Below are 23,098 nucleotides of genomic sequence, written 5' to 3'. Positions count from 1 at the left end.
ACCGGAATTCGGCAAGGCCGCTCAGGGCCGACGCACCTCGTAGAGGAAACAGCCGTACTCGACGGCCCGGACGTGGACGAGCACCACGGACGGGTCGTCGAACGCTTTCCGGAAGGCCGCGTCGTCGGGGGCGGGGACCAGTTCGCCGCCCAGAATGTGCCCGTCGGCCGAGTAGCGGCGGACGGTCCGGTGGTCGTTGTCGAACGGATAGCCGTCACCGTCCGGCCCCGGGCACTCGTCGGCGTGGATGAAGACCGGCCCCTGCTCGTCATAGGCCCCCGGCTGGGCGCCTGTCTCGGCCGCCCAGCGACGGAGCGGCGCGTAGGAGACGAGCGCGATCACCTCACCGGGCTCGCTGCGGCGCAGGCAGCAGCGGAGGGGCGCTCCGCCCTCGTCGTCGGTGACGGGGGTCATCGGGCGGCCCGCGTCGTCGTCGATGCGGAGTTGCTTGAGGACGGACGGGGCGATGGGTCGTGCGGTGTACGTCGTCATGGGTCCAGGCTGGCGCGGGCGGGGCCGGATGACTGGCGGGAAACGGACGTGGCGGTCCGGCAGCGCCCGCCGGGCGACCCATCGGGAAAACCCTCGTCGCCCTCCCCACGGTCACATGGAAGGATGGCGCAACCCACACATAACGAGGAGATGACCGCGTGCCTGGCACAAACCTGACTCGCGAAGAGGCGCAGCAGCGGGCAAAGCTGCTCACCGTTGACTCGTACGAGATCGATCTCGACCTCTCCGGCGCGCAGGAGGGCGGTACCTACCGGTCCGTGACCACGGTGCGCTTCGACGTGGCCGAAAACCGCGTCGAGTCCTTCATCGACCTGGTGGCGCCGACCGTCCACGAGGTGACCCTCAACGGCGACCCCCTCGACCCCGCCGAGGTCTTCAAGGACTCGCGGATCGCCCTTCCGGGGCTGCTCGAAGGCCGTAACGTCCTTCGGGTCGTCGCCGACTGCGCCTACACCAACACCGGTGAGGGCCTGCACCGGTTCGTCGATCCCGTCGACCAACAGGCGTATCTCTACACCCAGTTCGAGGTCCCGGACGCCCGCCGCGTCTTCGCGTCCTTCGAGCAGCCGGACCTGAAGGCGACCTTCCAGTTCACCGTGAAGGCCCCCACCGGCTGGACCGTCATCTCCAACTCGCCGACGCCCGAGCCCAAGGACGACACCTGGGTCTTCGAGCCGACGCCGCGGATCTCGACGTACATCACGGCGCTGATCGTCGGCCCGTACCACAGCGTGCACAGCGTGTACGAGAAGGACGGGCAGAGCGTGCCGCTCGGCATCTACTGCCGGCCCTCGCTCGCCGAGTTCCTCGACTCCGACGCCATCTTCGAGGTGACCCGGCAGGGCTTCGAGTGGTTCCAGGAGAAGTTCGACTACGCGTACCCGTTCAAGAAGTACGACCAGCTGTTCGTGCCGGAGTTCAACGCGGGCGCGATGGAGAACGCGGGCGCGGTGACCATCCGCGACCAGTACGTCTTCCGCTCCAAGGTCACCGACGCGTCGTACGAGCTGCGCGCCGAGACGATCCTGCACGAGCTGGCGCACATGTGGTTCGGCGACCTGGTCACCATGGAGTGGTGGAACGACCTGTGGCTGAACGAGTCGTTCGCCACCTACACCTCCATCGCCTGCCAGGCGTACCACCCCGCCTCGCGCTGGCCGCACTCCTGGACCACCTTCGCCAACTCCATGAAGACGTGGGCGTACCGGCAGGACCAGCTGCCCTCCACCCACCCGATCATGGCCGAGATCAACGACCTGGACGACGTCCTCGTCAACTTCGACGGCATCACCTACGCCAAGGGCGCCAGCGTCCTGAAGCAGCTCGTCGCGTACGTGGGCATGGACGAGTTCTTCGGCGGTGTGCAGGCGTACTTCAAGCGTCACGCGTACGGCAACACGCGCCTGTCCGACCTGCTCGGCGCGCTGGAGGAGACCTCCGGGCGTGATCTCAAGAACTGGTCGGAGAAATGGCTCCAGACCGCCGGGATCAACGTTCTCCGCCCCGAGGTCGAGACGGACGCGAGCGGTGTCATCACCTCCTTCGCCATCCGCCAGGAGGCCCCCGCCCTGCCCGCCGGCGCGAAGGGCGAGCCGACCCTCCGGCCGCACCGCATCGCCGTCGGCCTGTACGAACTCGACGACGAGACCGGCAAGTTGGTCCGCGACGACCGCATCGAGCTGGACGTCGACGGCGAGCTGACCGCCGTACCGCAGCTGACCGGCAAGCGCCGTCCGGCCGTCGTCCTGCTCAACGACGACGACCTGTCGTACGCCAAGGTCCGCCTCGACGAGCAGTCCCTCGCGTTCGTCACCGAGCACCTCGGCGACTTCGAGTCCTCCCTCCCCCGCGCCCTGTGCTGGGCGTCGGCCTGGGACATGACCCGCGATGCCGAACTCGCCACCCGCGACTACCTCTCCCTCGTCCTGTCGGGCATCGGCAAGGAGTCCGACATCGGCGTCGTGCAGTCGCTGCACCGCCAGGTGAAGCTGGCGATCGACCTGTACGGCGACCCGGCCTCCCGCGAAGCCCTGCTCACCCGTTGGACCGACGCCACGCTGGCCCATCTGCGTGCGGCCGCGCCGGGCAGCGACCACCAGCTGGCCTGGGCGCGGGCGTTCGCGGCGACGGCCCGGACGCCGGAGCAGCTGGACCTGCTGGAGGCCCTGCTGGACGGTTCGCAGACGGTCGAGGGCCTGGTCGTCGACACCGAGCTGCGCTGGGCGTTCGTGCATCGCCTCGCCGCGGTCGGCCGCTACGACGAGACGGAGATCGCCGGCGAGTACGAGCGGGACAGGACAGCCGCGGGCGAGCGCCACGCGGCAAGCGCCCGCGCCGCCCGGCCGACCGAGGAGGCGAAGGCGGAGGTCTGGGCGACGGTCGTCGAGTCCGACAAGCTGCCGAACGCCGTCCAGGAGGCCGTCATCGGCGGCTTCGTCCAGACCGACCAGCGCGAGCTGCTCGCTCCGTACGCGGACAAGTACTTCGAGGTGGTCAAGGGCCTCTGGGAGTCCCGCTCGCACGAGATCGCCCAGCAGATCGCGGTCGGCCTGTACCCGTCCGTCCAGGTCTCGCAGGAGACCCTGGACAAGACGGACGCCTGGCTGTCCTCGGCCGAGCCCAACGCGGCCCTGCGGCGTCTGGTCTCCGAGTCCCGGTCGGGTGTGGAGCGTGCGCTTCGGGCGCAGGCGGCAGATGCGCTCCGCTAAGGGGGCGTGATGGGTCGTCAGTTGTCTGCGGCTGCGTAGTGGCTGGTCGCGCAGTTCCCCGCGCCCCTTTAGGGCGGTGAGGGCGTCCGGCGATGTGCCGGGCGCCCCTCGCTTGTCCTCAGCGCAGGACCATCCCGCCGGTCACGTTGACGAACGTGCCCGTGATCCCGGCCGCCTGGTCCGAGGCGAGGAACACGGCCGTGGCCGCGACCTCGGCGAGGGTGGGGTTGCGGTGGGTCAGGCGCATCCCGGCGAGGTTGTCGACGATGCCCTGGACGGCGGCCTCGTCGATGGCCGGGTTGACCGCGGAGAGCTTCTCCACGGTGAAGGTCTCCGGCACCCCGGCCGCCCACAGCCCCACGGCCCGCACCCCGCGCGGACCGCACTCCACCGCCAGATTCCGTACGAGCGTGTCGATGGCGGCATCGGCCGGTCCCGTGCCGCCCATCATCGGACTGCCGTGCGCGGAGCCGCTGTTGAGGGTGAGGATCACGCCGGAGCCGCGCTCGGCCATGCGGCGGGCGGCACCGCGGGCGGTGAGGAAGCCCGCGCGGACGCCGTTGATCACGGGCCGCAGGAAGTCGTCCACGGGCATGTCGGTGAGCGGGGCGCCCTGCACATCGCCGCGGGTGACGAGGTTGAACGAGATGTCGACGTCGCCGACGCCCGCGAGATGCTCCTCCACGGCCGCCTCGTCCAGGGCGTCCACGACGGCGACCTCGGCGTCCTTGAGGTCGGCGGCCACCGCCTCCAGCGTCGCGCGGGTGCGCCCGACGAGGTGGACGTGGGCGCCCTCGGCGGCGAACGCGCGGGCGACCGCACCGCCGATCGAGCCTCCGGCGCCGTAGACGATCGCGGTCCTGTCGGTGAGCAGCATGGTGATCAACTCCATTGTGGGGTCGTGTCGTACGAGTCGGCCATACAGACGCATGGCACCCCGGCCGCTCATCGGTCACAGCCGCAGCGGCAGTCCGAAGGCCGGGAACAGGTGCGGCTCGAAGGACGTGATCTCCACGATCCGGTCCTCGGCGTCGAAGCGGAGGACGTCGAGGACCTGGGCGCGGTGGACGTTCGTGCCGGGCCTGCGGACGTAACCGCCCGCCGCGAGCTGCCCGTTGGCGCGGGCGGGCAGGGAGCGCCAGTGGCCGAAGAACATCGGGGACGCCGGGTCGAGGCTGGGGCGGACGAAGTCGACGAGGGCGTCGCGGCCGGTGAACCAGAACGGGTTGGGCGGCATGGTGAGCGTGACGTCCTTGCTCAGCAGGTCGGTCATCGCGGCGAAGTCGAGGTGTTCGACGGCGGTCATGTACCGCTGCAGGGCGGCGCGTTGGGCCTCGGTGGGCTCGGTGGCGGTCCAGTCGGCGCGCCGTCGGGGCAGGTGGTCGCGGAGGGTGGGGCGGGCGCGCTGCAGGGCGCTGTTGGCGGAGGCCACCGTCAGGTCGAGGGCCTCGGCGGTCTCGGCGGCGGTCAGGCCGAGCACGTCCCGCAGGATCAGCACGGCGCGCTGGCGGGGCGGCAGATGCTGGAGGGCGGCGAGGAAGACCAGCTCCAGGGTCTCGCGGGAGACGGCGGCGGCCTCGGGCTGTGCGTCGGCCGTGGGCAGCTCGTCGTCGGGGTAGGGCTGCAGCCAGGTGATACGGGCGGGTGCCTCGCCGGTGCCGTGGTTCATGCCGGGGACCGGCTCGTAGCGCTGCGGGCGGCGGGCCGTGCGGCGCTGGAAGTCGAGGCAGGCGTTGGTGGCGATGCGGTACAGCCAGGTGCGGGCACCGGCCCGTCCCTCGAAGGCGTCCCGGGCCCGCCAGGCCCGCAGGAACGTCTCCTGTACGAGATCCTCGGCGTCGTCGTAGGAGCCGGTCATGCGGTAGCAGTGGACGTGGATCTCGCGGCGGTGGGACTCGGTGAGGGCGGCGAAGTCGGCCTCGGTCAGGGCGGACGGCGTGCCGGGGCGTTCCGTCACGGGAGCCCGTGTGACGGAATCGTTCGCGCTGTCCCGGGCGACCCGGGCGATGCGCCGCAGCTGCGCGACCGCGGCCGACAGCTCGGTCGCCCCCGAGTACAGGACGGAGGCCGGCTGCGGCACCAGCTCCTTCACCCGGCGCCCGATGTCCTCGATCAGGCCCTGCACGCTCGCTCCGGTGTGCTGCCGACCCCGGTAGGCCTTCTGGCGGCAGGCGGCGGAGCAGTACACGGAGCTGCGGCCCGTGCGGCCGTTCCGGGCGGGAAGCGGCTTTCCACAGACCGCGCAGATGTCGGCGACCACGGGGCACCTCCGGGGGTCCGGGTGTTGCGTCACGCGGGGACGGGGTGACGCTATCGCGGGTCGGTGCCCGTGAGGTGGCTGCGCGCGCACTTGCGGAAGTCCGCCACGAGTCGGCCGCGGTCGCCGGCCCGGGTGGCCAGGGCGACATGGCTGGGCTCGACGCCGTGCAGCGGGACGGTGGTGAGGTCGGGGCGCAGTTGCCTTTCCCGCCCGTCGACCGCGACGACCACGGCCTGTCCGTCGGCGACGACCTCGAACTTGTCCTCCAGGTCATGGATGACGGGCCCGTCGGGCGCCCGGCTGCCGTCCGGCCGGGGCTCCAGGCGCCAGTAGTCGCTCCAGGCGGGGTCGGCACCGGCCAGCCGGGGCAGGGGTTCGCCGGCGATGTCGTCGACGGTGACGGACTCCTTGCCGGCCAGGCGGTGGTCGAGGGGGACGACCAGGACCCTGGGCTCGTCGTAGAGCACGGTCACCTCCAACCCGTCGGTGGGGAAGGGCAGTCGGGCCACCACGGCGTCCACCCGATGAGCCAGCAGGGCCGCACGCTCCTCGCCCCAGTCCATGTGCACGGACCGTACGTCGGCGTCCGGGTGCCGGTGGCGCAGCTCGCGCACCGCCGGGGTGACGATGATCCCGGCCGTGTAGCCGACGGTGAAGCGGCTGGGCTCGGCCGCCGCCCGGGTCTCGGCGACGGACTGCGCGGCGGCACGCAGCAGCGCCTCGGCGCGCGACCGGAACACCTCCCCGGCCTCCGTCAGCCGGGTGCCCCGCGAGGTGCGGTCGAGGAGCCGGGCGCCCACCTGGTGTTCCAGACGGGCGATCTGCCGGCTCAGGGACGGCTGGGTGATGTGCAGCGCCTCGGCGGCCCTGCCGAAGTGGCGGTGTTCCGCAACGGCGGTGAAGTACCGGACCAGGCGCAGGTCTAGGTCGGCCACGGACCCAATCTACCTGTGGTGATGCCCGAAGCGTATTGCCCGATGCGAAAGAGGCTTTGGACGCGGACCCCGCCCCCTCCGGACGATGGGAGCACATCCACTCCCCCTTCCTGGAAGGCCGCATCATGCGCGTATTCGTCACCGGTGCCTCCGGTTTCATCGGCTCGGCCGTCGTCCGTGAACTCCTCGACGCCGGCCACGGGGTCATCGGCCTCGCCCGCTCCGACGCCTCCGCGGCAGCGCTGACCGCCGCCGGAGCCGAGGTGCACCGGGGCTCGCTGGAGGACCCGGACAGCCTGGCCGAGGGGGCGGCCGCCGCCGACGGCGTCGCCCACCTCGCCTTCATCCACGACTTCTCGGACATCGAAGCCGGGTACGCCGCCGACCGGCGGGCGATCGAGACGATCGGGGCCGTCCTCGACGGCTCGGGGAAGCCCTTCATCGTCGCCTCGGGCACGGCGCTGCTCCAGCCGGGCACGGTCGGTACGGAGGAGGACACCCCCGTGCCGGGGTCGTTCGGGGCGCTGCGGGGACGCAGCGAGGCCATGGCCCTCGCGCTGGCCGACCGCGGGGTCCGCTCGATGTCCGCCCGGTTCTCCCCGTCCGTGCACGACCGGGGCGACCACGGCTTCGTCCCGATGCTGATCGCCACCGCCCGCGAGAAGGGCTTCGCGGCCTACGTCGGCGACGGCGCCAACCGCTGGGCCGCCGTGCACCGCTCGGACGCCGCCCGTCTGGTCCGGCTCGGCCTGGAGTCGGCAACCGCGGGCTCGCGTCTGCACGCCGTCGGCGACGAGGGCGTCCCGTTCCGCGATCTAGCCGCGGTCATCGGCCGCCACCTGGACGTGCCGGTCCGGTCCATCGCCCCCGAGGAGGCCGAGGCCCACTTCGGCTGGCTGGCCACCGTCGCCGCCCTCGACGTACCGGCGTCGAACGCCCTGACCCGCAAGTGGCTGGGCTGGGAGCCGACAGGGCCGGGACTGATCGAGGACCTGGAGGAGGGCCACTACTTCGAGAGCTGAAGCTCAGCCGCTTCCCGCAACGCCTCCAGCACCCGCCCCACCGCCGCCCCCTCCCCGGCCCCCTTCCGTACGGCCGCCACCACGTGCCGGTGCGGACGGTCCGCGGCCGGCTCCCGCATCGCCACGCCCTCCCTCCCGACGGCCGCCATGCGCGGGACGAGCGCGACGCCCATCCCGGCCTCGACCATCGCCAGGATCGCCGTCCACCCGGCCGCCGAATGCCCCTGGACGGGACTGAACCCGGCCGCCTCGCAGGCCCCGCGCGTGATGTCGGACCAGGGCCCGCTCCCGCCGAAGATCCAGTCCTCCTCCGCGAGGTCGGCCAGCCGCAGCCCGTCGGCGGAGGCGAGCGGGTGCTCGCGGGGCAGGGCGACGTCGAGGGGGTCGGCGAGCAGCGGGACGCGGGTGAAACGGGGGTCGGCCGCCGTCGGGGCCTGCGCGGCGAGGGACAGCGCGAGATCGACGTCCCCGGCGGCCAGCAGTTCGTACGCCTCCCCGGCCTCCGCCTCCCGCACCCGCACTCGCACCCCGGGGTGCGTGGCCCGCAGCGCCCGTACGGCGGGTACGACGAGGGCGGGCACGGCGGTGGAGAACGCCCCGACCCGCACCTCCCCCACCTCGCCGTGGGCATAGGCCGCCAACTCGGCGTCCGCCCGCTCCAGTTGCTCGAACACGGCCTCCGCGTGCCGCAGCACGAGCCGCGCCGCATCCGTCAGCCGCACCCGCCGCCCCTGTGCCTCCAGCAGCGGCACCCCCAGCTGCTTGGCGAGGTTCGTCAGCTGCTGGGACACGGCCGACGGGGTCATCCGCAGCGCCTCGGCGGTCGCCGTCACGGTGCCCTGCTCCCGCAGCGTCCGCAGGATCTGCAGTTTCCGGATGTCCCAGTCGGCCATGGCGGCAACCTATACGGCGGCCCCCAGCATCACCCCGCCGAGGATCAACGCCATGCACAGCAGCTGGGCCGGCCCCACCCGCTCGCCGAGCACCGCCCAGGACAGCAGGGCCACACACACCGGCTGCAGGTAGTAGACGACGCCCGCGCGGGCCGCGCCGATCAGGGAGACCGCCTTGTTCCAGGCGAAGAACGCAACGGCGGAGGAGGCCACGCCGACATAGAGGAGCGGGAGCACGGTCCCGGAGGTCGGCGCGAAGCCGCCCTGGACGGTGAGGCTCACGGCCTGGGCGGGCAGCAGCATCGCCGTCCCCAGGAGGAAGGTCGTGAACAGGAAGGCCGTACCGCCGAGTTCGGCCGGTCGCCGTCGCAACAGGGCGCTGTAGGACCCGAAGCAGCAGGCCGCGGCGATCATCCAGAGGTCACCGGAGACGCTGCCTCGATCTGCGCCTCCGCCGTGAGCCGCCCCGCCGCCGACCAGGAGCACCACCCCCGCGCACGCCGTCAGCAGCCCGGCGACCCGCCGCGCACCCAGCCGTACGCCTCCCATCCGCTCGAACACCGCCATCAGCACCGGCGAAGCGGCCATGATCATGCCCATGTCGGCGGCCCGGGTGGTCAACCCTGCTTGGTTCACGAGGGTGTTGTAGACCGCGACCCCGAGGAGCGAGGCGAGCAGTACGAAGCCGAAGTGACGCCGGATCAGATCCCGTTGCCGCCAGGCCTGTCGGGCCCCGAACGGTGCCACCGCCACCAACGCCACCACCCACCGCCAGAACGCCTGCTGCACCGGCGGCACGCTGTCGTGCAGGGCCCTGGAGGTGACGAAGCTGCCGGACCAGACGACGGTGGCGAGCGCGGCGAGGACGAGCCCGAGGAGAGGGGCGGTGGTGCGGGAGGTGGCACGGGAGGTGGTACGGAAGGTTGTGCGGCGGAGGGCGAGAGCCACAAAGGTCCTTTCGCTGGTCGGTGATCTCGGTGGATCCACCGTCGCAGCGCGGAACATGTCACGTCCATCGAATGTTTTCGAGCATTCCTTTCAGTAGAACTGAATGATCTGCTCACCCCATGTGAGCGGCGAGCGCCGTCTCGATCGCCTGCGGGTCCGCGCCGTCCGCCGCCCAGGCCACGTATCCGTCGGGGCGGACCAGGACGGTCGTACGCCGGTCGCCCGCCCAGCGCTCCACGGTCAGCCGGTCCTTGCGGGTGCCCTGGTCCTCGTAGGCCTGCGGGGTGATCAGTACGAACCGGCCGCCGCGCAGGGCCTCGTAGAGGCGGCCGCCCTCCAGGGCCACGTCCGGGACTCGGGTGCCGGTGAGGCGGTGGGTGCCGCGAGGGGCCGCGTACTTGTAGCCGATGCCGGTGATCTGCTCGGCCATCCTGCGGCGGGCCGGGGCGACGGTGTCGAGGAAGGTGGTGAGCGCGGCCCGCAGCGCAAGTTCCCAGGGGCGCTTGGCCATCGCGAGGCGGACGATGCCGCCGCTGCTGCGCAGCACGGACCTGCCGACGGGGTGGCGCTCGGCCTGGTAGGTGTCGAGGAGGGCCGCGTCCGCGTGGCCCTGGACGACGGCGGCCAGCTTCCAGCTCAGGTTGGCCGCGTCCTGCAGACCGGTGTTCATGCCCTGGCCGCCGGCCGGGGTGTGGACGTGCGCGGCATCCCCGGCGAGGAAGACGCGGCCCACGCGGTAGGCGGGCGCCTGGCGTTCGTCGCTGTGGAAGCGGGACATCCAGCGGGCCTCGTGCATACCGAAGTCGCGGCCGAGGGCGAGCCGGGTGACCTCCTTGACCTCGTCGAGGTCGAGGGGCTCGCTGTCGGGGACATTGCGGGCGCGGTTCCAGGCGATGACGCGGTAGTAGCCGTCGCCGAACGGCGCGAGGAAGGCGAAGGCGTCACCGACCGCGTTGACGGTCAGCAGGTTCTCGGGCTCCTCGGCCAGCCGTACGTCCGCGAGGACGACGGAACGGATGGCGGAGCGGCCGGGGAAGGGCTGCCCGATCGCGTCGCGCACGGCGCTGCGCATGCCGTCGGTGCCGACGACGTACGGGGCCCGCAGGCTGCCCACCGCCCCGCCGGGGCCGCGGACCTCGACCGTCACTCCGTCCGCGTCCTGGGCGAGCCCGGTCACCTCGGTCTCGTACCGGAACTCCACGCCCGCCTCGACGGCGCGGCGCTGCAGGACCTTCTCCACCTCGTACTGCGGGATGACGAGGAGGTGGTTGAAGCGGGAGTGCAGCGTGCCGAGTTCGACGGTGAGGCGGCCGAAGAGGCGGAGGCTGTCGAGGCGGCGGCCGATGGACTCCAGGCCGTCGGCGAGACCGCGGGCGTCGAGCTGTTCAAGGGTGCGGGCGTGCAGGACGAAGGCGCGGGAGAGGTTGCTGATCTTGTGCGGGCGCTTTTCGAGGAGGGTGACGGGGACACCGGCGGTGGCGAGGTCGCCGGCCAGCAGAAGTCCTGCGGGGCCGGAGCCGACGACGATCACGGAGCGGTCGGTGGTGCCGTTCATGGTGACCTCCAGTTACCAACGATTGTTTGCCAACGAGCGTTTGCCAACGCTTGTTGACAACGGTAGCGAGAGCTCTCGCAGGGAGTCAACACTTGTTGGCAAACATTCGTTGGCCTACGCTCGTGGGCATGAACGGCGGCAACAGCAGAAGCACAGGTTCCGACAGCGGCGCCCGGCGCCGTTCCGACGCCACCCGTGAGGCGATCCTCACCGCGGCCCGCGAGCGCTTCGCCTCCGACGGGTACGAGCGCGCCACCATCCGCGCCATCGCCAAGGACGCGAACATCGACCCGTCCATGGTGATGCGCTACTACGGCAACAAGGAGGGCCTGTTCGCATCGGCCGTCTCCGTCGATCTGCGGCTGCCCGACCTGGCCGGGCCGCCCCGGCAGGACGTCGGCCGGACCCTCGTGCGGCACTTCCTCGACACATGGGAGGAGAACGAGGTGCTCACCGCGCTGCTGCGGGTCGGTGCGACCAACCAGGCCGGCGCCGAGCGCATGCAGGGCATCTTCCGGGACCAGCTGCTGCCGGTCGCCCGCCAGGTGTGCCCGGACCCCGAGCAGGTACCGGCGCGGGCCGCGCTCGTGGCGACGCAGCTGCTGGGGCTGGCGCTGACCCGTTACGTCCTGCGGATCCCGCCCGTCGTGGCGCTGCCCCCCGAGGAGATCGTGGCCTGGCTCGCACCCACCCTGCAGCGGTATCTGACAGCGCCGAGCCCGTGAGAACACAGCGAGGGCGTCGGCCTCACCCTACGTACGGTGAGGCCGACGCCCTCGGGAAACGTGAGGTCAGGCCTTTGCCTTGGCCTTCGGCTGACGGTCCTTGGACTTGTCCAGGACCATCACCAGGCCCGCGATGACCGCGAACAGGGCGACGGGGGCCAGGACGTAGAGGCCCAGCGTCTCGCCGACGCTCAGGCCCTTGCCGGGGTCGTCGCCGTCGTCGCGGATCAGCGCGGAGGCGGGGGACGACATGAGCAGCATCATCAGCGTCGTACCGGCGGCCAGGGCGCCGGCGCGCAGGGCGTTCTTCTTGTCCACGCTGTCAAAAGTATCGAACGACGATCGGGGCCGCTCGTTCGGGGGGGTGCTGTAGGAGACCCGCCCCCTCCTCACTCCGGCCGCACGGGCCGAAGCACGTCGATCAGCGCATGCAGCCGCGGCGACCCTGCCAGTTCCTCCAGGGTCACCGGGCGGCTCTCCGCGTCCGCGATCGGCAGCCGCCAGTTCGGGTACTGGTCCCAGGTGCCGGGGAGGTTCTGGGGACGGCGGTCGCCGACCGTGTCGGGCAGCCAGATGCCGAGCATGCGGGACGGGGTGCGGAGCAGGAAGCGGTGTACTGCCTGGATCTCGGCCTCCTCCTCCGAGACGCCGTGCCCGCCGCCGGTGCCGTGCAGCAGGCCGAGGCGGGTGAGCAGGCCGAGCCACTCCCCCGTGTCGTTCGCCGCCTCCGCGCGCTCCTCCTCCAGCGGGCGGGTCAACAGGCCGAGGCGGTCGCGGAGTTCGACGTGCTCGCCGGTCAGGCGGGCGGCCGTGGGCGGCAGATCGTGGGTGGTGGCGGTGGCGAGGCAGTCGGCTCGCCAGCGCTCGGGCGGGAGGGGTCGGCCGTCGCCGTCCCAGTCCCGTTCGAACCAGAGCACGGACGTGCCGAGCACCCCGCGCTCGCGCAGCGTCTCCCGCACACCCGGCTCCACCGTGCCCAGGTCCTCGCCGATGACGACGGCACCGGCGCGCGAGGCCTCCAGGACGAGGATCGCGAGCATGGCCTCGGCGTCGTAGCGGACGTACGTGCCCTCCGTGGGCGGGTGCCCCTGCGGGACCCACCAGAGGCGGAACAGGCCCATCACGTGGTCGATGCGCAGGGCGCCGGCATAGCGGAACAGGGCCTTCAGCAGGCGGCGGTACGGCGCGTAGCCGGACTCGGCGAGGCGGTCCGGTCTCCAGGGCGGCAGGCCCCAGTCCTGGCCGCGTGCGTTGAAGGCGTCCGGCGGTGCGCCGACCGACATCCCGGCGGCGAAGTACTCCTGCTGCGCCCAGGCGTCGGCGCCCTCGGGGTGCACCCCGACCGCCAGGTCGTGCACGATCCCGACCGGCATCCCGGCCTCGCGCGCGGCGCGCTGGGCGTCGGTGAGCTGGGTGTCGGTGAGCCAGGCGAGACGGGAGTGGAAGTCCACGCGGTCCATCAACTCCCCGCGGGCGCGCGCCGTTTCGGCCGAGCGGGGGTCGCGCAGGGCGGCGGGCCAGCGGCTCCAGTCGGAGCCGTGCACCTCGGCCAGCGCGTACCAGGTGGCGTGGTCCTCCAGGGCCTCGCCCTGCTCGGCGAGGAAGTCGACGTACGCGGCGCGCCGTCCGGGCCCCAGCTCGACCTCGCGGATCAGCTCCAGCGCCTCCCGCTTGAGCTCCCACACGGCGTCCCGGTCGATCAACGCGCCCTTCTCCAGCACCGATTCGCGCAGTTCGGCGGCGCGCCCCAGCAGCGTCTGCAGGCGCTCGCGGTCCTCGACGTAGGCGTACTCGGGGATGTCCTCGACGCGCAGGTGCACGGGATCGGGGAAGCGGCGGGAGGAGGGGCGGTAGGGGGAGGGGTCGGTGGGGGCGCCGGGCACGGCCGCGTGCAGCGGGTTGACCTGGACGAATCCCGCGCCGAGCGCACGGCCGGCCCAGGCGGTGAGTTCGGCGAGGTCACCGAGGTCGCCCATGCCCCAGGAGCGCCGGGAGAGCAGTGAGTAGAGCTGGACGAGCAGGCCGTACGAGCGTGCGGTGGGCGTGGGGAGCCGGGCGGGGGCGACGACGAGATGGGCCTCGGCGCTACGGCCGTCGGGTGCGGCGGCGGTCAACCGGTGGACGCCGGGCGGCAGTTGCTCGGCGGACGCGCGCGCCTCACCCTGCTCGGTCTCGATGCGCAGTCCGGTGCCGGCCGGGAGGGCCGCGAGGACGGAGGACGTGGCGCCGCTCCAGAGCACCACCGTCGGCGGCAGCAGCCGCTCACCCAGCTCCCGCTCGCGGGCGGCGAGCGCGGCACGGGTGGCCTCGGGGGTGCCCGTGTCGATGCCGAGGGCGGCCAGGGCAAGGGCGACGGCGGTGGCCGAGGCCGCGACCGTACGGTCCGGGGAGGGGCTGTAGGAGGTGGCGACACCGTGCAGTGCGGCGAGCCGGGACAGGTCCTCGGAGGGCGGTTCGGGCGACCCCTGCGCTGTCATCTAGGGCCTGCCTTTCGGATCAGGTCGGCTGTGACGAACGGTGCCCTTACAGCCTCCCTGAGCGGGGGCGATGGGGGTCCCCCCGCTCGAGCGAAGCCGAGAGTGGGGGAGCGTGCAGCTGCAAGGCGGAGGAGGGAGTCGACGCGGAGCGTCGGCGAGTGACGACAACGCCGCAGCTGTGCGTGCCAGGGCCCGCGACGCCGGGCTGATCCGAAAGGCAGGCCCTAGGGCCTCGTGCAGTCCGGCTCGGGGGTTGCCGCCTCGCTGGTCAGGGGGGCGGCGTCGGCGAGCGGTGGCTCGCTGGTGAGGGGCTCGGCCTCGGGGAGGGGCGGTTCGCTGGTCAGCGGGGTCTCGGCGCAGGCGGCCTCCGCACTGAAGACGCAGAAGTGCGGCTCGGGTTCGGCGGACGGCAGCTGCGCCACGGGTTTGGACAGGGGGTATGCCGGTGCGGCCACGAGGGGCCTCCTTTTCGAGTACGGCGAGGGTGCGGGTTATCGCAGGCCTACCCAGCGGGCGCGACGGCAGACGTACAGGTAAGAACAAGGTGCCACTCGTCACATTCTGCTCCACCCCCGGGCAGCTTCGCGGACCACTATTCACTCAGTACATGTAGCGAGTGCATAATGATCCGCATGAGCACCCGCCACATCCTGCTGGGGCTGCTCGCCTCGGGGCCCAGCCATGGCTACGACCTGAAGCGGCGGCACGACGAACGTTTCCCGCAGGCCCGTCCACTGGCCTACGGGCAGGTCTACACAACCCTGCAACGCCTGGTCCGGGACGGCCTCGCGGAGATCGAGGGCACCGCCTCGGACGGCGGCCCGGAACGGACGCAGTACCGATCGACCGAGGACGGCTCGCTCGAACTGGCGCGCTGGGCCGGGGAGATCGCCCCGCCGGCGCCGTTCGTGACGAACGAGATCTTCGCCAAGGTCGTCGTCTCGATCCTGTCCGGCGGCGACGCGGATGCCTATCTGCGGGCCCAGCGCGCCGCGCACATGCAGCGGATGCGGGAGCTCACGGCGCTCAAGACGGCGCCCGGCGCCGATCTCGCGACCGTGCTCTCGGCCGACTACGCCCTCAACCACCTCGACGCCGACCTCCGTTGGATGACCACGACGGCGGCCCGGCTCACCACCCTGACCTCGGAGGTCGACGCAGCATGAGCAACGGGGACAGCCCAGACAGCACGGCGCCGCTCCTGGCGGCCCGTGACCTCACCAAGGCGCACGGCAGGACCGAGGCCCTGCGGGGCGCCTCGGTGGAGCTGCGGACCGGCGAGATCCTCGCCGTGACCGGCGCCAGCGGCAGCGGGAAGTCGACGCTGCTGCACTGCCTGGCCGGCATCGTCCGGCCGGACGCGGGCTCGGTGACGTATGCCGGGCAGCGGCTCGACCAACTGCCGGAGAAGCGGCTGAGCGAGCTGCGCCGGACCGACTTCGGAGTGGTGTTCCAGTTCGGGCAGCTGATTCCCGAGCTGACGGCGCTGGACAATGTCGCGCTGCCGCTGATGCTCGCGGGCAGCTCCCGCAAGGACGCGCAGACCCGGGCCGGCGAATGGCTGGAGCGGTTCGGCGTACGGGGGCAGGAGGCGCTGCGCCCCGGCGAGCTGAGCGGCGGCCAGGCCCAGCGGACGGCGCTGGCGCGGGCCCTGGTCACCGGCCCGAAGGTCGTCTTCGCGGACGAACCGACCGGGGCACTGGACTCCCTGGCGAGCGAGCAGGTGATGACGGCTCTGGTGCACACGGCCCGCGACGCGGGCACCGCCGTCCTGCTGATCACGCACGACGCCCAGGTGGCGGCGTACGCGGACCGCGAGGTACGGCTGACCGACGGGGCCGTGGCGCCGGCGGGGGTGACGGCATGAGGGCCGATCTTCGGCTGGCCTGGCTGCTCACCCGGGGCTCGGACCGGCGGGAGTGGTGGCGGATCGGGCTCACGGCGCTCGGGGCGGCGATGGCGACAGGCATCGGGCTCGCGGCCGTCTCGCTCGCCTCGCTGGACGGGTACTACTCCGTGTCCGTCGGGTCCGGGCTGCTCGACTCCGACAGCGACCGGCGTGGCGTGATCTTCGCGCTGGGGCTGCTGCTCATCCCGGTGCTCGGGTTCCTCGGGCAGTGCGCGCGCATCGGAGCGGTGCACCGGGACCGGCGGCTGGCCGCGCTGCGGCTCGCGGGGGCCGCGCCCGGGCAGGTGCGGCGGATCGCGGCACTGGAGTCGGGGCCGGCTTGTCTGGCCGGTTCGGTGGCGGCCACGGCCGTCTTCGTACCGCTGTGGTCGCATCCGACAGCACCGGCCTGGGCGGGTTTCGCCCTGGTGGCCGCCGCCGTACCCGTGCTGGGCGCGGCCGTGAGTGCCCTGTCGCTGCACCGGGTGGTGGCCTCGCCGCTCGGGTGGGTACGGCGGGTGCGGGCCACGCGAGGCCCGGGGCGGCTGTTCAAGTCGGTGACCTGGCTGCTGGCGGCGACGCTGCTGTTCATCGTCGTGGCCCCGGTCTTCAGCGACTCCTTCGCCTTCACCCACGGCCCGCTGACACTGATCGTCCTGACCCTGTTGATCAGCTTCACCGCGGTGTGGCTGTCCGGCTCCTCGTCCCGGCAGCTGGGCGAGGGCCTGGCCGCCCGCGCCCGGCGCCCGGAGGTGCTGATCGCGGCGGAACGGCTGCGCGAGGACCCGTGGGCGGCGGCCCGTACGCACGCGGCGGTGCTGCTGGTGACGGTCGTGGGCTCGGGCTTCGTCGGGGTACGGCAGGTGCTGCTCGCCGAGCTGCACACCATGCGCCGCGAAGGACACCTGGCCGCGGACCTGGCCTACTACACGACGGGCATCGACCTGACGGCCACCGCGATCCTCGTCGCCCTCGCGCTCATCCTCACGAGCCTCGCCGTGGGCGCCGCCGAGTCCCTCGCCACCCGGCGCCGGGGCCTGGCCGCGCAGGCCGCCGCCGGTGTGCCGCACGGGGTGCTGGCCCGGGCGCTGCTCCTGGAGACCGCGCTGCCGCTGGCCCCCGCGGTCGCGGTGGCGGGCATCGGCGGCCTGGGGATCAGCGCCTGGTACGCCTCGGTCGCCACGGACTACATCGTGGCACCGGTGCCGTACGCCGCGCTCCTGGTGCCGTTCGCCGTGTACGCGTGCTGTCTGCTGGCGGCGGCCACCTCGATCCCGCTGCTGCGCCGCTCCGTCCGCCCGGCCGAGCTGCGCTACGCATGACCACATGACCGTCCGGCCCGGGAGTACGGGGGGCTCCCGGGCCGGACGCCCTTTCGTCGCACCGCATGCCCTGTGACCAGGGGTATGCGAAAGCCCGGATCGTCAGGCGGAAATGCCGTCGATCCGGGCCATGGCGTCCTCCGCGCCGTACGGCTGCAAGTAGGGCAGCCAGCGCGGGTCCCTATGGCCGGTCCCGATGATGCGCCAGGCCAGACCGGTGGGCGGGGCTGGTTTATGGCGCAGCCGCCAGCCAATTTCGAACAGGTGTCGGTCGGCCTTCACGTGGTTGCAGCGGCGGCAGGACGCCACCACATTGTCCCAGACGTGTTTGCCCCCGCGGCTGCGCGGAATGACATGGTCGACGCTGGTTGCGACGCCACCGCAGTACATGCACCGGCCCCCGTCGCGCGCGAAGAGCGCCCGCCGGGTAAGAGGAACGGGCCCCCGATAGGGAACCCGGACGAATCGCTTGAGCCGGACCACGCTGGGTGCGGGGACTGTGACGGTTGCGCTGTGCATGAAGGCGCCGGATTCCTCCAGGGAGACTGCCTTGTTCTCCAGGACGAGGACGAGCGCGCGGCGGAGCGGTACGACGCCGAGTGGCTCGTACGACGCGTTGAGGACCAGGACATGCGGCACGGATGCCTCCTTGGGCGTCGGCGGCGCGTGGCTCGCGCCGGGACGATCTGTAGTCAGTCTCTCCTCTTGCCTGGTGGAAGCGCCACCATGTCCCGGTAACGGGCTGGGAGTGTTTTCGACCACATCTGATTCATCCCCCGGAGGGGCAGCGCTTTATCCCACCTGCTCATCCCGGGGTGAGCACAATCCCCCCTCAGAAGACGGCAAGGATTCGCACACGATGCCCCGATAGTGTGGTGGACCTGCCCGCCCGGTGACCTTTTCGTGACCTTGACCTGGTCGACGTGCCGGACGGCAGACCGTTGCACCTGGAGGTACCTGCCGTGTCCTTGCCCGCCGTCCTACTGGCCGCCGGTTCGTCGCCGTCGCCGTCTCCCTCGGAGTCGACGACCCCGGCGGTCCCCACGCTCCAGGACGCCCAGGAGAGCGCGACCAACGCCGCCAGCTGGGTCGAGCAGAACTGGTCGACGTGGCTCGCGATCGGCCTGAGGGTCCTGCTGATCCTGGTGATAGCGGGGGTGCTGAGAGCGGTCGTGCAGCGGGCGATCACCAAGCTGATAGACCGGATGACCCGCACCGCCGAGGCCGTCGACGGCACTTCGCTGGGCGGCCTGCTGGTCAACACCGAGCGGCGCCGCCAGCGCTCCCAGGCGATCGGCTCGGTGCTGCGCTCGGTGGCGTCCTTCACGATCCTCGGCACCGCGGCACTGATGATCCTGTCCGCGTTCCAGATCAATCTGGCCCCGCTGCTGGCCTCCGCCGGTGTCGCCGGCGTGGCGATCGGTTTCGGTGCCCGCAACCTGGTCACGGACTTCCTCTCCGGCGTCTTCATGATCCTGGAGGACCAGTACGGCGTCGGCGACTCGATCGACGCGGGCGTGGCCTCCGGCGAGGTGATCGAGGTCGGCCTGCGGGTCACGAAACTCCGCGGTGCGAACGGCGAGATCTGGTACGTCCGCAACGGCGAGGTCAAGCGCATCGGCAACCTCTCCCAGGGCTGGGCAACGGCCGGCGTGGACGTGACCGTGAAGGCGAACGAGGACCTGGACCGGGTGAAGGCGACCCTCGACGAGGTCGCGGAGAAGATGAGCGCGGACGAGCCCTGGAACGAGCTCCTGTGGAGCCCGATCGAGGTCCTCGGCCTGGACAGCGTGCTGCTGGACTCCATGGTCGTGCGCGTCTCGGCGAAGACCATGCCCGGCAAGTCCCTCGGCGTCGAACGCGAACTGCGCTGGCGCATCAAGCGCGCCTTCGACGCCGCGAACATCCGCATCGTCGGCGGCGCGACGGCCCCGGCGGGCGAGGAGGAGGCCGCCGACCCGACGTCGGCGGTCGCGGCCCCGTCGGTCCTCTCCAACCCCGACTCCCCGCAGACGGAAGCGGCATCTCCGATCGCCCAGCAGCGGCCGGCGGTGAAGTAAGGGGCCAGTCCCCCACCGAAGTCCCACCCGCCCCCGAGGTAACGAGTCTGTTGCCTCGGGGGCGGTTTCTATTGACGCCCCCTTCGCCTCGGGCTTACGTTCCTTTCCAGCCAATAGGAAACTTTCCTAACAGTGATCAGCGACCCACCAACGCAGTGATCAGTGAGAAGCTGGGCAGTCGAAAGGCAGGTGTCGACCCACATGGCAGGAACAGCCGGCACGCCGGGCACCCCGCGCGTCCTGCGCGCCATGAACGACCGCACCGCCCTGGACCTCCTCCTGGAGCACGGGCCGCTGTCCCGCACGCGGATCGGCAAGCTCACCGGCCTCTCCAAGCCGACCGCCTCCCAGCTGCTCGCCCGCCTCGAAGCGGCCGGGCTCGTCCTCGCCACCGGCACCACCGAGGGACGCCCCGGCCCCAACGCCCAGCTGTACGAGGTCAATCCGGGCGCCGCGTACGCCGCCGGACTCGATGTCACCCCCGAGCGCATCCTCGCCGCCGTCGCCGACATCACCGGCCGCACGGTGGGGTCGTTCGAGCTCCAGACCCCCGGCAGGCGGCCCACCCAGCCCGTCGTCCGGCAGGTCACCGATGCCCTCGACGGCGCCGTGAAGGCCGCGGGGCTCGCCCGCGACGACGTCCACCGGCTCGTCATCGGCACCCCCGGCGCCTTCGACCCCAACACCGGCCGGCTGCGCTACGCCTCCCACCTCCCGGGCTGGCACACCCCGGCCCTCCTCGACGAACTCGCCGCCGCCCTGCCGATGCCGGTCGAGTACGAGAACGACGTCAACCTCGCCGCCGTCGCCGAACAGCGGCTCGGTGCGGCCCGCGGACACGAGGACTTCGTGCTGCTGTGGAACGAGGGGGGCCTCGGCGCCGCCCTCGTCCTCGGCGGGCGGCTGCACCGCGGCTGGACCGGCGGTGCGGGAGAGGTAGGTTTCCTTCCTGTTCCCGGCGCACCCCTGGTGCGGCAGGTGACCAAAGCCAACAGTGGTGGCTACCAGGAGCTGGCCGGCTCCCAGGCCATCCCGCACCTCGCCCGTGAACTCGGCATCGACGGGATCCCCTCGGGGCCGTACGCCGAGGTCGCCGCCGCCCTCGTCGAGCGGGCCGCCGCCGAGGACACCGTCCTCAACCGACTGCTCCTTCAGACGTACGCGACGCGGCTGGCCACCGGTCTCGCCTCCCTCGTCTCCGTCCTCGACCCCGAACTCGTCGTCCTCAGCGGCGCCTCGCTGACCTCGGGCGGCGAAATGCTGCGCGCCCTCGTCCAGGCCGAGCTGGAAGAGCTGGCCGCCTCCCGTCCCCGGCTCGTGGTCGGCGACGTCCGTGAACACCCCGTGCTGCGCGGCGCGTTGGAGAGCGCGCTCGCGACCACCCGCGACGAGGTCTTCGACACCTCGCGCTGACACTCCGTACGCACCGCGTACGGGCCTCCGCACTCACCCCCGGCCTTGCCTCGCCATCCCCTGCCCTGCCCTGTCCCTGGGAGACCCTGCCATGCCCGGAATATCCCGGAAAGCGGCCCTCGCTCTCGCCGCCTCCGCCTCGCTCGCGCTCCTCGCCACCGCCTGTACCGGCCAGTCCTCCTCAAGCGCCGACGACGACGCCTCGAAGGACACGACCATCAACTTCTGGCACGCCTGGAGCGCGCCCAGTGAAGTGAAGGCGGTCAACTCCCTGATCGCCGGCTTCGAGAAGGCGCACCCCAACATCCATGTGAACGTCGTCGCCAATATGACCGACGACAAGATCAACCAGGCGTTGCGCACGGGCGGCGACAAGGCCCCGGACGTCATCTCCTCCTTCACCACGAACAACGTCGGCAAGTTCTGCTCGTCGGGTGCGCTGGTCGACCTCAACCCCTTCTTCAAGAAGGCGGGCATCGACCCGGAGACGACGTTCCCGAAGGCGATGAACGAGTACACCCGGTTCGACGGCAACCGCTGCTCGGCGCCGCTGCTGGGTGATGCGTACGGGCTCTACTACAACAAGACGGCGTTCGCGAAGGCGGGCATCAAGAACCCGCCCAAGACCTGGTCCGAATTCGAGGCCGACGCCAAGAAGTTGACGATCACCCAGGGTGACAGCTACAAGCAGCTCGGCTTCATGCCGAACTACCACGGCTGGGAGACGACGACCGAGCACTACTTCGGGCAGTTCTCCCCGACGTACTTCAACAAGGCCGGCAAGTCGGACGTCGCCACCGACCCCGCCTTCGAGGCCGGATTCACGCTCCAGAAGAAGCTCGTCGACGAACTCGGCGGCTTCAAGAAGCTGGAGACGTACCGCTCCAAGCTCGGTGACGAATGGGGCGTCAAGCACCCCTTCCACACCGGTCAGGTGGCCATGCAGCTGGACGGCGAATGGCGCCTGGGAATGGCCCTGGACGCCAAGCCGAAGTTCGAGATCGGTGTCGCTCCGCTGCCCGTCCCGGACGACCAGGCGAGCCAGTACGGCAAGGGTTACATCACCGGCACCATCACCGGTATCTCCGCGGCCAGCCACAAGCAGAACGCGGCCTGGGAACTGGTGAAGTACATGACCACGAACACGGACGCGGTGGTGAACTTCTCCAACGCCATCCACAACGTGCCCTCGACGCTGGCCGCCCTGAAGTCCCCGAAGCTGAAGTACGACCCGCGCTTCAAGACGTTCCTGGACATCGCCGCGAACCCGGACTCGACCACCTCTCCCGCCTCCATCAACGGCGGTGTGTATCTCGCGACGATCCAGAACTTCGGTTACGACTACGAGAGCGGAAAGGTGACCGACCTCAAGGCGGGCCTGAAGAAGACGGCCGCGCAGATCGACACGGACATCGCGCAGGCGAAGTAGTTCCGACGATGAGCACCATCACTCTGGCGTCGAAGCGCCGCAGGTCGGCGCTTCGAACTCTCGCCTTCATGTCGCCCTGGTTGATCGGCTTCGCCGTCTTCTTCGCGTATCCGCTGATCTCGACGGTCTATTTCTCCTTCATGCACTACGACGGCTTCAAACCGCCGACGTGGAGCGGGACGAAGAACTGGACGTACGTCTTCGAGCACTACCCCTATTTCTGGCCGGCCCTGCGCAACACCCTCTGGCTGGTGCTGGTCATGGTGAGCCTGAGGGTCGTCTTCGGCCTCGGGGTCGGCATTCTGATCACCAAGATCAAGACGGGTACGGGGGTCTTCCGCACCCTCTTCTACCTGCCCTATCTCGCCCCGCCGGTGGCCGCGACGATGGCATTCGCGTTTCTCCTCAACCCCGGTACGGGCCCGGTGAATTCAATCCTCGAAAAGGTGGGCATTCCGGCCCCGGGCTGGTTCAACGACCCCACCTGGTCCAAGCCCGCCCTCACCCTGCTCGCCCTGTGGGGCATCGGCGACCTGATGGTCATCTTCATGGCCGCGCTGCTCGACGTACCGCAGGAGCAGTACGAGGCCGCGGAGCTGGACGGCGCGTCGGCGTGGCAGCGGTTCCGGTTCGTCACCCTTCCCAACATTTCGCCGATCGTGATGTTCGCCGTCGTCACCGGCGTGATCCAGACGATGCAGTACTACACGCAGCCGCTGATCGCCGGGAAGGTCGCCTCGGGCGTGATCCAGGGCGCGGGCACCCAGTTCGAGCCCGGCTACCCGGAGAAGTCGACGCTCACCCTCCCCCAGCTCGTCTACAACCTCGGCTTCCAGCGCTTCGACTACGGCTCCGCATGTGTCGTCGCCCTGGTCCTGTTCGCCCTGTCCATGGTGTTCACCGCGTTCCTGATGCGGCGCCGGGGCGGTCTCAACCTGGCAGGTGACTGA

At 71.3% G+C, this 23,098-nt stretch carries 21 protein-coding genes; 10 read left to right on the top strand and 11 right to left on the bottom strand.

The features are described 5' to 3' along the window. Positions 1-21: 21 nt before the first annotated feature. The gene (locus P2Q00_RS15790; RefSeq protein WP_275773124.1) at positions 22-492 is read right to left on the bottom strand and encodes a DUF1203 domain-containing protein; all 471 of its coding nucleotides are present in this window, start codon (positions 490-492) and stop codon (positions 22-24) included. A gap of 158 nt (positions 493-650) precedes the next feature. On the opposite strand from P2Q00_RS15790, the gene pepN reads away from it, so the two are divergent. Beyond that, a complete protein-coding gene (gene pepN, locus P2Q00_RS15785) occupies positions 651-3,221 on the top strand; it encodes an aminopeptidase N (RefSeq protein ID WP_275773123.1) in 2,571 nt (856 codons plus the stop codon). 118 nt (positions 3,222-3,339) lie between these two features. Here pepN and P2Q00_RS15780 read toward each other — a convergent pair whose 3' ends face one another. The 3 genes from P2Q00_RS15780 to P2Q00_RS15770 form a co-directional block, all read right to left on the bottom strand. Then, positions 3,340-4,098 carry an SDR family NAD(P)-dependent oxidoreductase gene (locus P2Q00_RS15780; protein WP_275773185.1) on the bottom strand — a complete coding sequence of 253 codons (759 nt, stop codon included), beginning with the start codon at positions 4,096-4,098 and terminating at the stop codon, positions 3,340-3,342. Positions 4,099-4,173: 75 nt separating this feature from the next. After that, a complete protein-coding gene (locus P2Q00_RS15775) occupies positions 4,174-5,481 on the bottom strand; it encodes a sigma-70 family RNA polymerase sigma factor (RefSeq protein ID WP_275773122.1) in 1,308 nt (435 codons plus the stop codon). A gap of 50 nt (positions 5,482-5,531) precedes the next feature. Beyond that, positions 5,532-6,416 carry a LysR family transcriptional regulator gene (locus P2Q00_RS15770; RefSeq protein ID WP_275773121.1) on the bottom strand — a complete coding sequence of 295 codons (885 nt, stop codon included), beginning with the start codon at positions 6,414-6,416 and terminating at the stop codon, positions 5,532-5,534. A 125-nt stretch (positions 6,417-6,541) separates the two neighbouring features. Between P2Q00_RS15770 and P2Q00_RS15765 the strand changes: the two genes are divergently transcribed. Further along, positions 6,542-7,438 (top strand): SDR family oxidoreductase, encoded by an 897-nt coding sequence (locus P2Q00_RS15765; protein WP_275773120.1) that lies wholly within the window; start codon positions 6,542-6,544, stop codon positions 7,436-7,438. On the opposite strand, the gene P2Q00_RS15760 is transcribed toward P2Q00_RS15765, so the two are convergent. From P2Q00_RS15760 to P2Q00_RS15750, 3 genes are all read right to left on the bottom strand, one after another. Then, on the bottom strand, positions 7,423-8,331 hold the full coding sequence (locus tag P2Q00_RS15760; RefSeq protein WP_275773119.1) for a LysR family transcriptional regulator: 909 nt from the start codon (positions 8,329-8,331) through the stop codon (positions 7,423-7,425). The two genes, P2Q00_RS15765 and P2Q00_RS15760, sit on opposite strands and share 16 nt — an antisense overlap. 9 nt (positions 8,332-8,340) lie before the next feature. Continuing rightward, positions 8,341-9,279: a DMT family transporter gene (locus P2Q00_RS15755; RefSeq protein ID WP_275773118.1), complete on the bottom strand. Its 939-nt coding sequence runs from the start codon at positions 9,277-9,279 to the stop codon at positions 8,341-8,343. A 112-nt stretch (positions 9,280-9,391) separates the two neighbouring features. Then, positions 9,392-10,834, bottom strand: coding sequence for an FAD-dependent monooxygenase (locus tag P2Q00_RS15750; protein WP_275773117.1), 1,443 nt, complete (start codon positions 10,832-10,834; stop codon positions 9,392-9,394). 128 nt (positions 10,835-10,962) lie between these two features. Between P2Q00_RS15750 and P2Q00_RS15745 the strand changes: the two genes are divergently transcribed. Then, on the top strand, positions 10,963-11,559 hold the full coding sequence (locus tag P2Q00_RS15745; protein WP_275773116.1) for a TetR/AcrR family transcriptional regulator: 597 nt from the start codon (positions 10,963-10,965) through the stop codon (positions 11,557-11,559). A 66-nt stretch (positions 11,560-11,625) separates the two neighbouring features. On the opposite strand, the gene P2Q00_RS15740 is transcribed toward P2Q00_RS15745, so the two are convergent. The 3 genes from P2Q00_RS15740 to P2Q00_RS15730 all read right to left on the bottom strand — a co-directional run bounded on the left by P2Q00_RS15740 (position 11,626) and on the right by P2Q00_RS15730 (position 14,491). Then, a complete protein-coding gene (locus P2Q00_RS15740) occupies positions 11,626-11,877 on the bottom strand; it encodes a hypothetical protein (RefSeq protein WP_275773115.1) in 252 nt (83 codons plus the stop codon). A gap of 71 nt (positions 11,878-11,948) precedes the next feature. After that, the gene (gene malQ / locus P2Q00_RS15735; protein WP_275773114.1) at positions 11,949-14,036 is read right to left on the bottom strand and encodes a 4-alpha-glucanotransferase; all 2,088 of its coding nucleotides are present in this window, start codon (positions 14,034-14,036) and stop codon (positions 11,949-11,951) included. 224 nt (positions 14,037-14,260) lie between these two features. Beyond that, positions 14,261-14,491 carry a hypothetical protein gene (locus tag P2Q00_RS15730; protein ID WP_425579615.1) on the bottom strand — a complete coding sequence of 77 codons (231 nt, stop codon included), beginning with the start codon at positions 14,489-14,491 and terminating at the stop codon, positions 14,261-14,263. 177 nt (positions 14,492-14,668) lie between these two features. On the opposite strand from P2Q00_RS15730, the gene P2Q00_RS15725 reads away from it, so the two are divergent. The 3 genes from P2Q00_RS15725 to P2Q00_RS15715 are packed head-to-tail and all read left to right on the top strand — an operon-like array spanning position 14,669 to position 17,246. Next, positions 14,669-15,202: a PadR family transcriptional regulator gene (locus P2Q00_RS15725; protein WP_275773113.1), complete on the top strand. Its 534-nt coding sequence runs from the start codon at positions 14,669-14,671 to the stop codon at positions 15,200-15,202. Then, positions 15,199-15,903 (top strand): ABC transporter ATP-binding protein, encoded by a 705-nt coding sequence (locus tag P2Q00_RS15720; protein WP_275773112.1) that lies wholly within the window; start codon positions 15,199-15,201, stop codon positions 15,901-15,903. The genes P2Q00_RS15725 and P2Q00_RS15720 overlap by 4 nt, the downstream gene beginning before the upstream one ends. After that, positions 15,900-17,246, top strand: coding sequence for an ABC transporter permease (locus P2Q00_RS15715; protein WP_275773111.1), 1,347 nt, complete (start codon positions 15,900-15,902; stop codon positions 17,244-17,246). Before P2Q00_RS15720 ends, P2Q00_RS15715 begins: the two co-directional genes overlap by 4 nt. Before the next feature lie 102 nt (positions 17,247-17,348). On the opposite strand, the gene P2Q00_RS15710 is transcribed toward P2Q00_RS15715, so the two are convergent. Continuing rightward, the gene (locus tag P2Q00_RS15710) at positions 17,349-17,885 is read right to left on the bottom strand and encodes an HNH endonuclease (protein WP_020116449.1); all 537 of its coding nucleotides are present in this window, start codon (positions 17,883-17,885) and stop codon (positions 17,349-17,351) included. Positions 17,886-18,208: 323 nt separating this feature from the next. Between P2Q00_RS15710 and P2Q00_RS15705 the strand changes: the two genes are divergently transcribed. From P2Q00_RS15705 to P2Q00_RS15690, 4 genes are all read left to right on the top strand, one after another. Then, positions 18,209-19,306: a mechanosensitive ion channel family protein gene (locus P2Q00_RS15705; RefSeq protein WP_275773110.1), complete on the top strand. Its 1,098-nt coding sequence runs from the start codon at positions 18,209-18,211 to the stop codon at positions 19,304-19,306. 201 nt (positions 19,307-19,507) lie between these two features. Then, complete coding sequence (locus tag P2Q00_RS15700) at positions 19,508-20,719, top strand: ROK family transcriptional regulator (protein WP_275773109.1); 1,212 nt, start codon at positions 19,508-19,510, stop codon at positions 20,717-20,719. A 91-nt stretch (positions 20,720-20,810) separates the two neighbouring features. Beyond that, complete coding sequence (locus P2Q00_RS15695; protein ID WP_275773108.1) at positions 20,811-22,148, top strand: ABC transporter substrate-binding protein; 1,338 nt, start codon at positions 20,811-20,813, stop codon at positions 22,146-22,148. Positions 22,149-22,156: 8 nt separating this feature from the next. After that, a complete protein-coding gene (locus P2Q00_RS15690; protein WP_275773107.1) occupies positions 22,157-23,098 on the top strand; it encodes a carbohydrate ABC transporter permease in 942 nt (313 codons plus the stop codon).

The sequence above is a fragment of the Streptomyces coacervatus genome, from assembly GCF_029223485.1.
GTDB lineage: Bacteria > Actinomycetota > Actinomycetes > Streptomycetales > Streptomycetaceae > Streptomyces > Streptomyces coacervatus.
This window is presented reverse-complemented; position numbering and strand designations above follow the sequence as displayed.

Bases quoted from the DNA above. Each gene is read 5' to 3' on its own strand.
- P2Q00_RS15790 (WP_275773124.1), bottom strand. From the start codon at position 492: ATGACGACGTACACCGCACGACCCATCGCCCCGTCCGTCCTCAAGCAA.
- P2Q00_RS15780 (WP_275773185.1), bottom strand. From the start codon at position 4,098: ATGCTGCTCACCGACAGGACCGCGATCGTCTACGGCGCCGGAGGCTCG.
- P2Q00_RS15765 (WP_275773120.1), top strand. From the start codon at position 6,542: ATGCGCGTATTCGTCACCGGTGCCTCCGGTTTCATCGGCTCGGCCGTC.
- P2Q00_RS15760 (WP_275773119.1), bottom strand. From the start codon at position 8,331: ATGGCCGACTGGGACATCCGGAAACTGCAGATCCTGCGGACGCTGCGG.
- P2Q00_RS15750 (WP_275773117.1), bottom strand. From the start codon at position 10,834: ATGAACGGCACCACCGACCGCTCCGTGATCGTCGTCGGCTCCGGCCCC.
- P2Q00_RS15745 (WP_275773116.1), top strand. From the start codon at position 10,963: ATGAACGGCGGCAACAGCAGAAGCACAGGTTCCGACAGCGGCGCCCGG.
- malQ (WP_275773114.1), bottom strand. From the start codon at position 14,036: ATGACAGCGCAGGGGTCGCCCGAACCGCCCTCCGAGGACCTGTCCCGG.
- P2Q00_RS15725 (WP_275773113.1), top strand. From the start codon at position 14,669: ATGAGCACCCGCCACATCCTGCTGGGGCTGCTCGCCTCGGGGCCCAGC.
- P2Q00_RS15720 (WP_275773112.1), top strand. From the start codon at position 15,199: ATGAGCAACGGGGACAGCCCAGACAGCACGGCGCCGCTCCTGGCGGCC.
- P2Q00_RS15715 (WP_275773111.1), top strand. From the start codon at position 15,900: ATGAGGGCCGATCTTCGGCTGGCCTGGCTGCTCACCCGGGGCTCGGAC.
- P2Q00_RS15700 (WP_275773109.1), top strand. From the start codon at position 19,508: ATGGCAGGAACAGCCGGCACGCCGGGCACCCCGCGCGTCCTGCGCGCC.
- P2Q00_RS15695 (WP_275773108.1), top strand. From the start codon at position 20,811: ATGCCCGGAATATCCCGGAAAGCGGCCCTCGCTCTCGCCGCCTCCGCC.
- P2Q00_RS15690 (WP_275773107.1), top strand. From the start codon at position 22,157: ATGAGCACCATCACTCTGGCGTCGAAGCGCCGCAGGTCGGCGCTTCGA.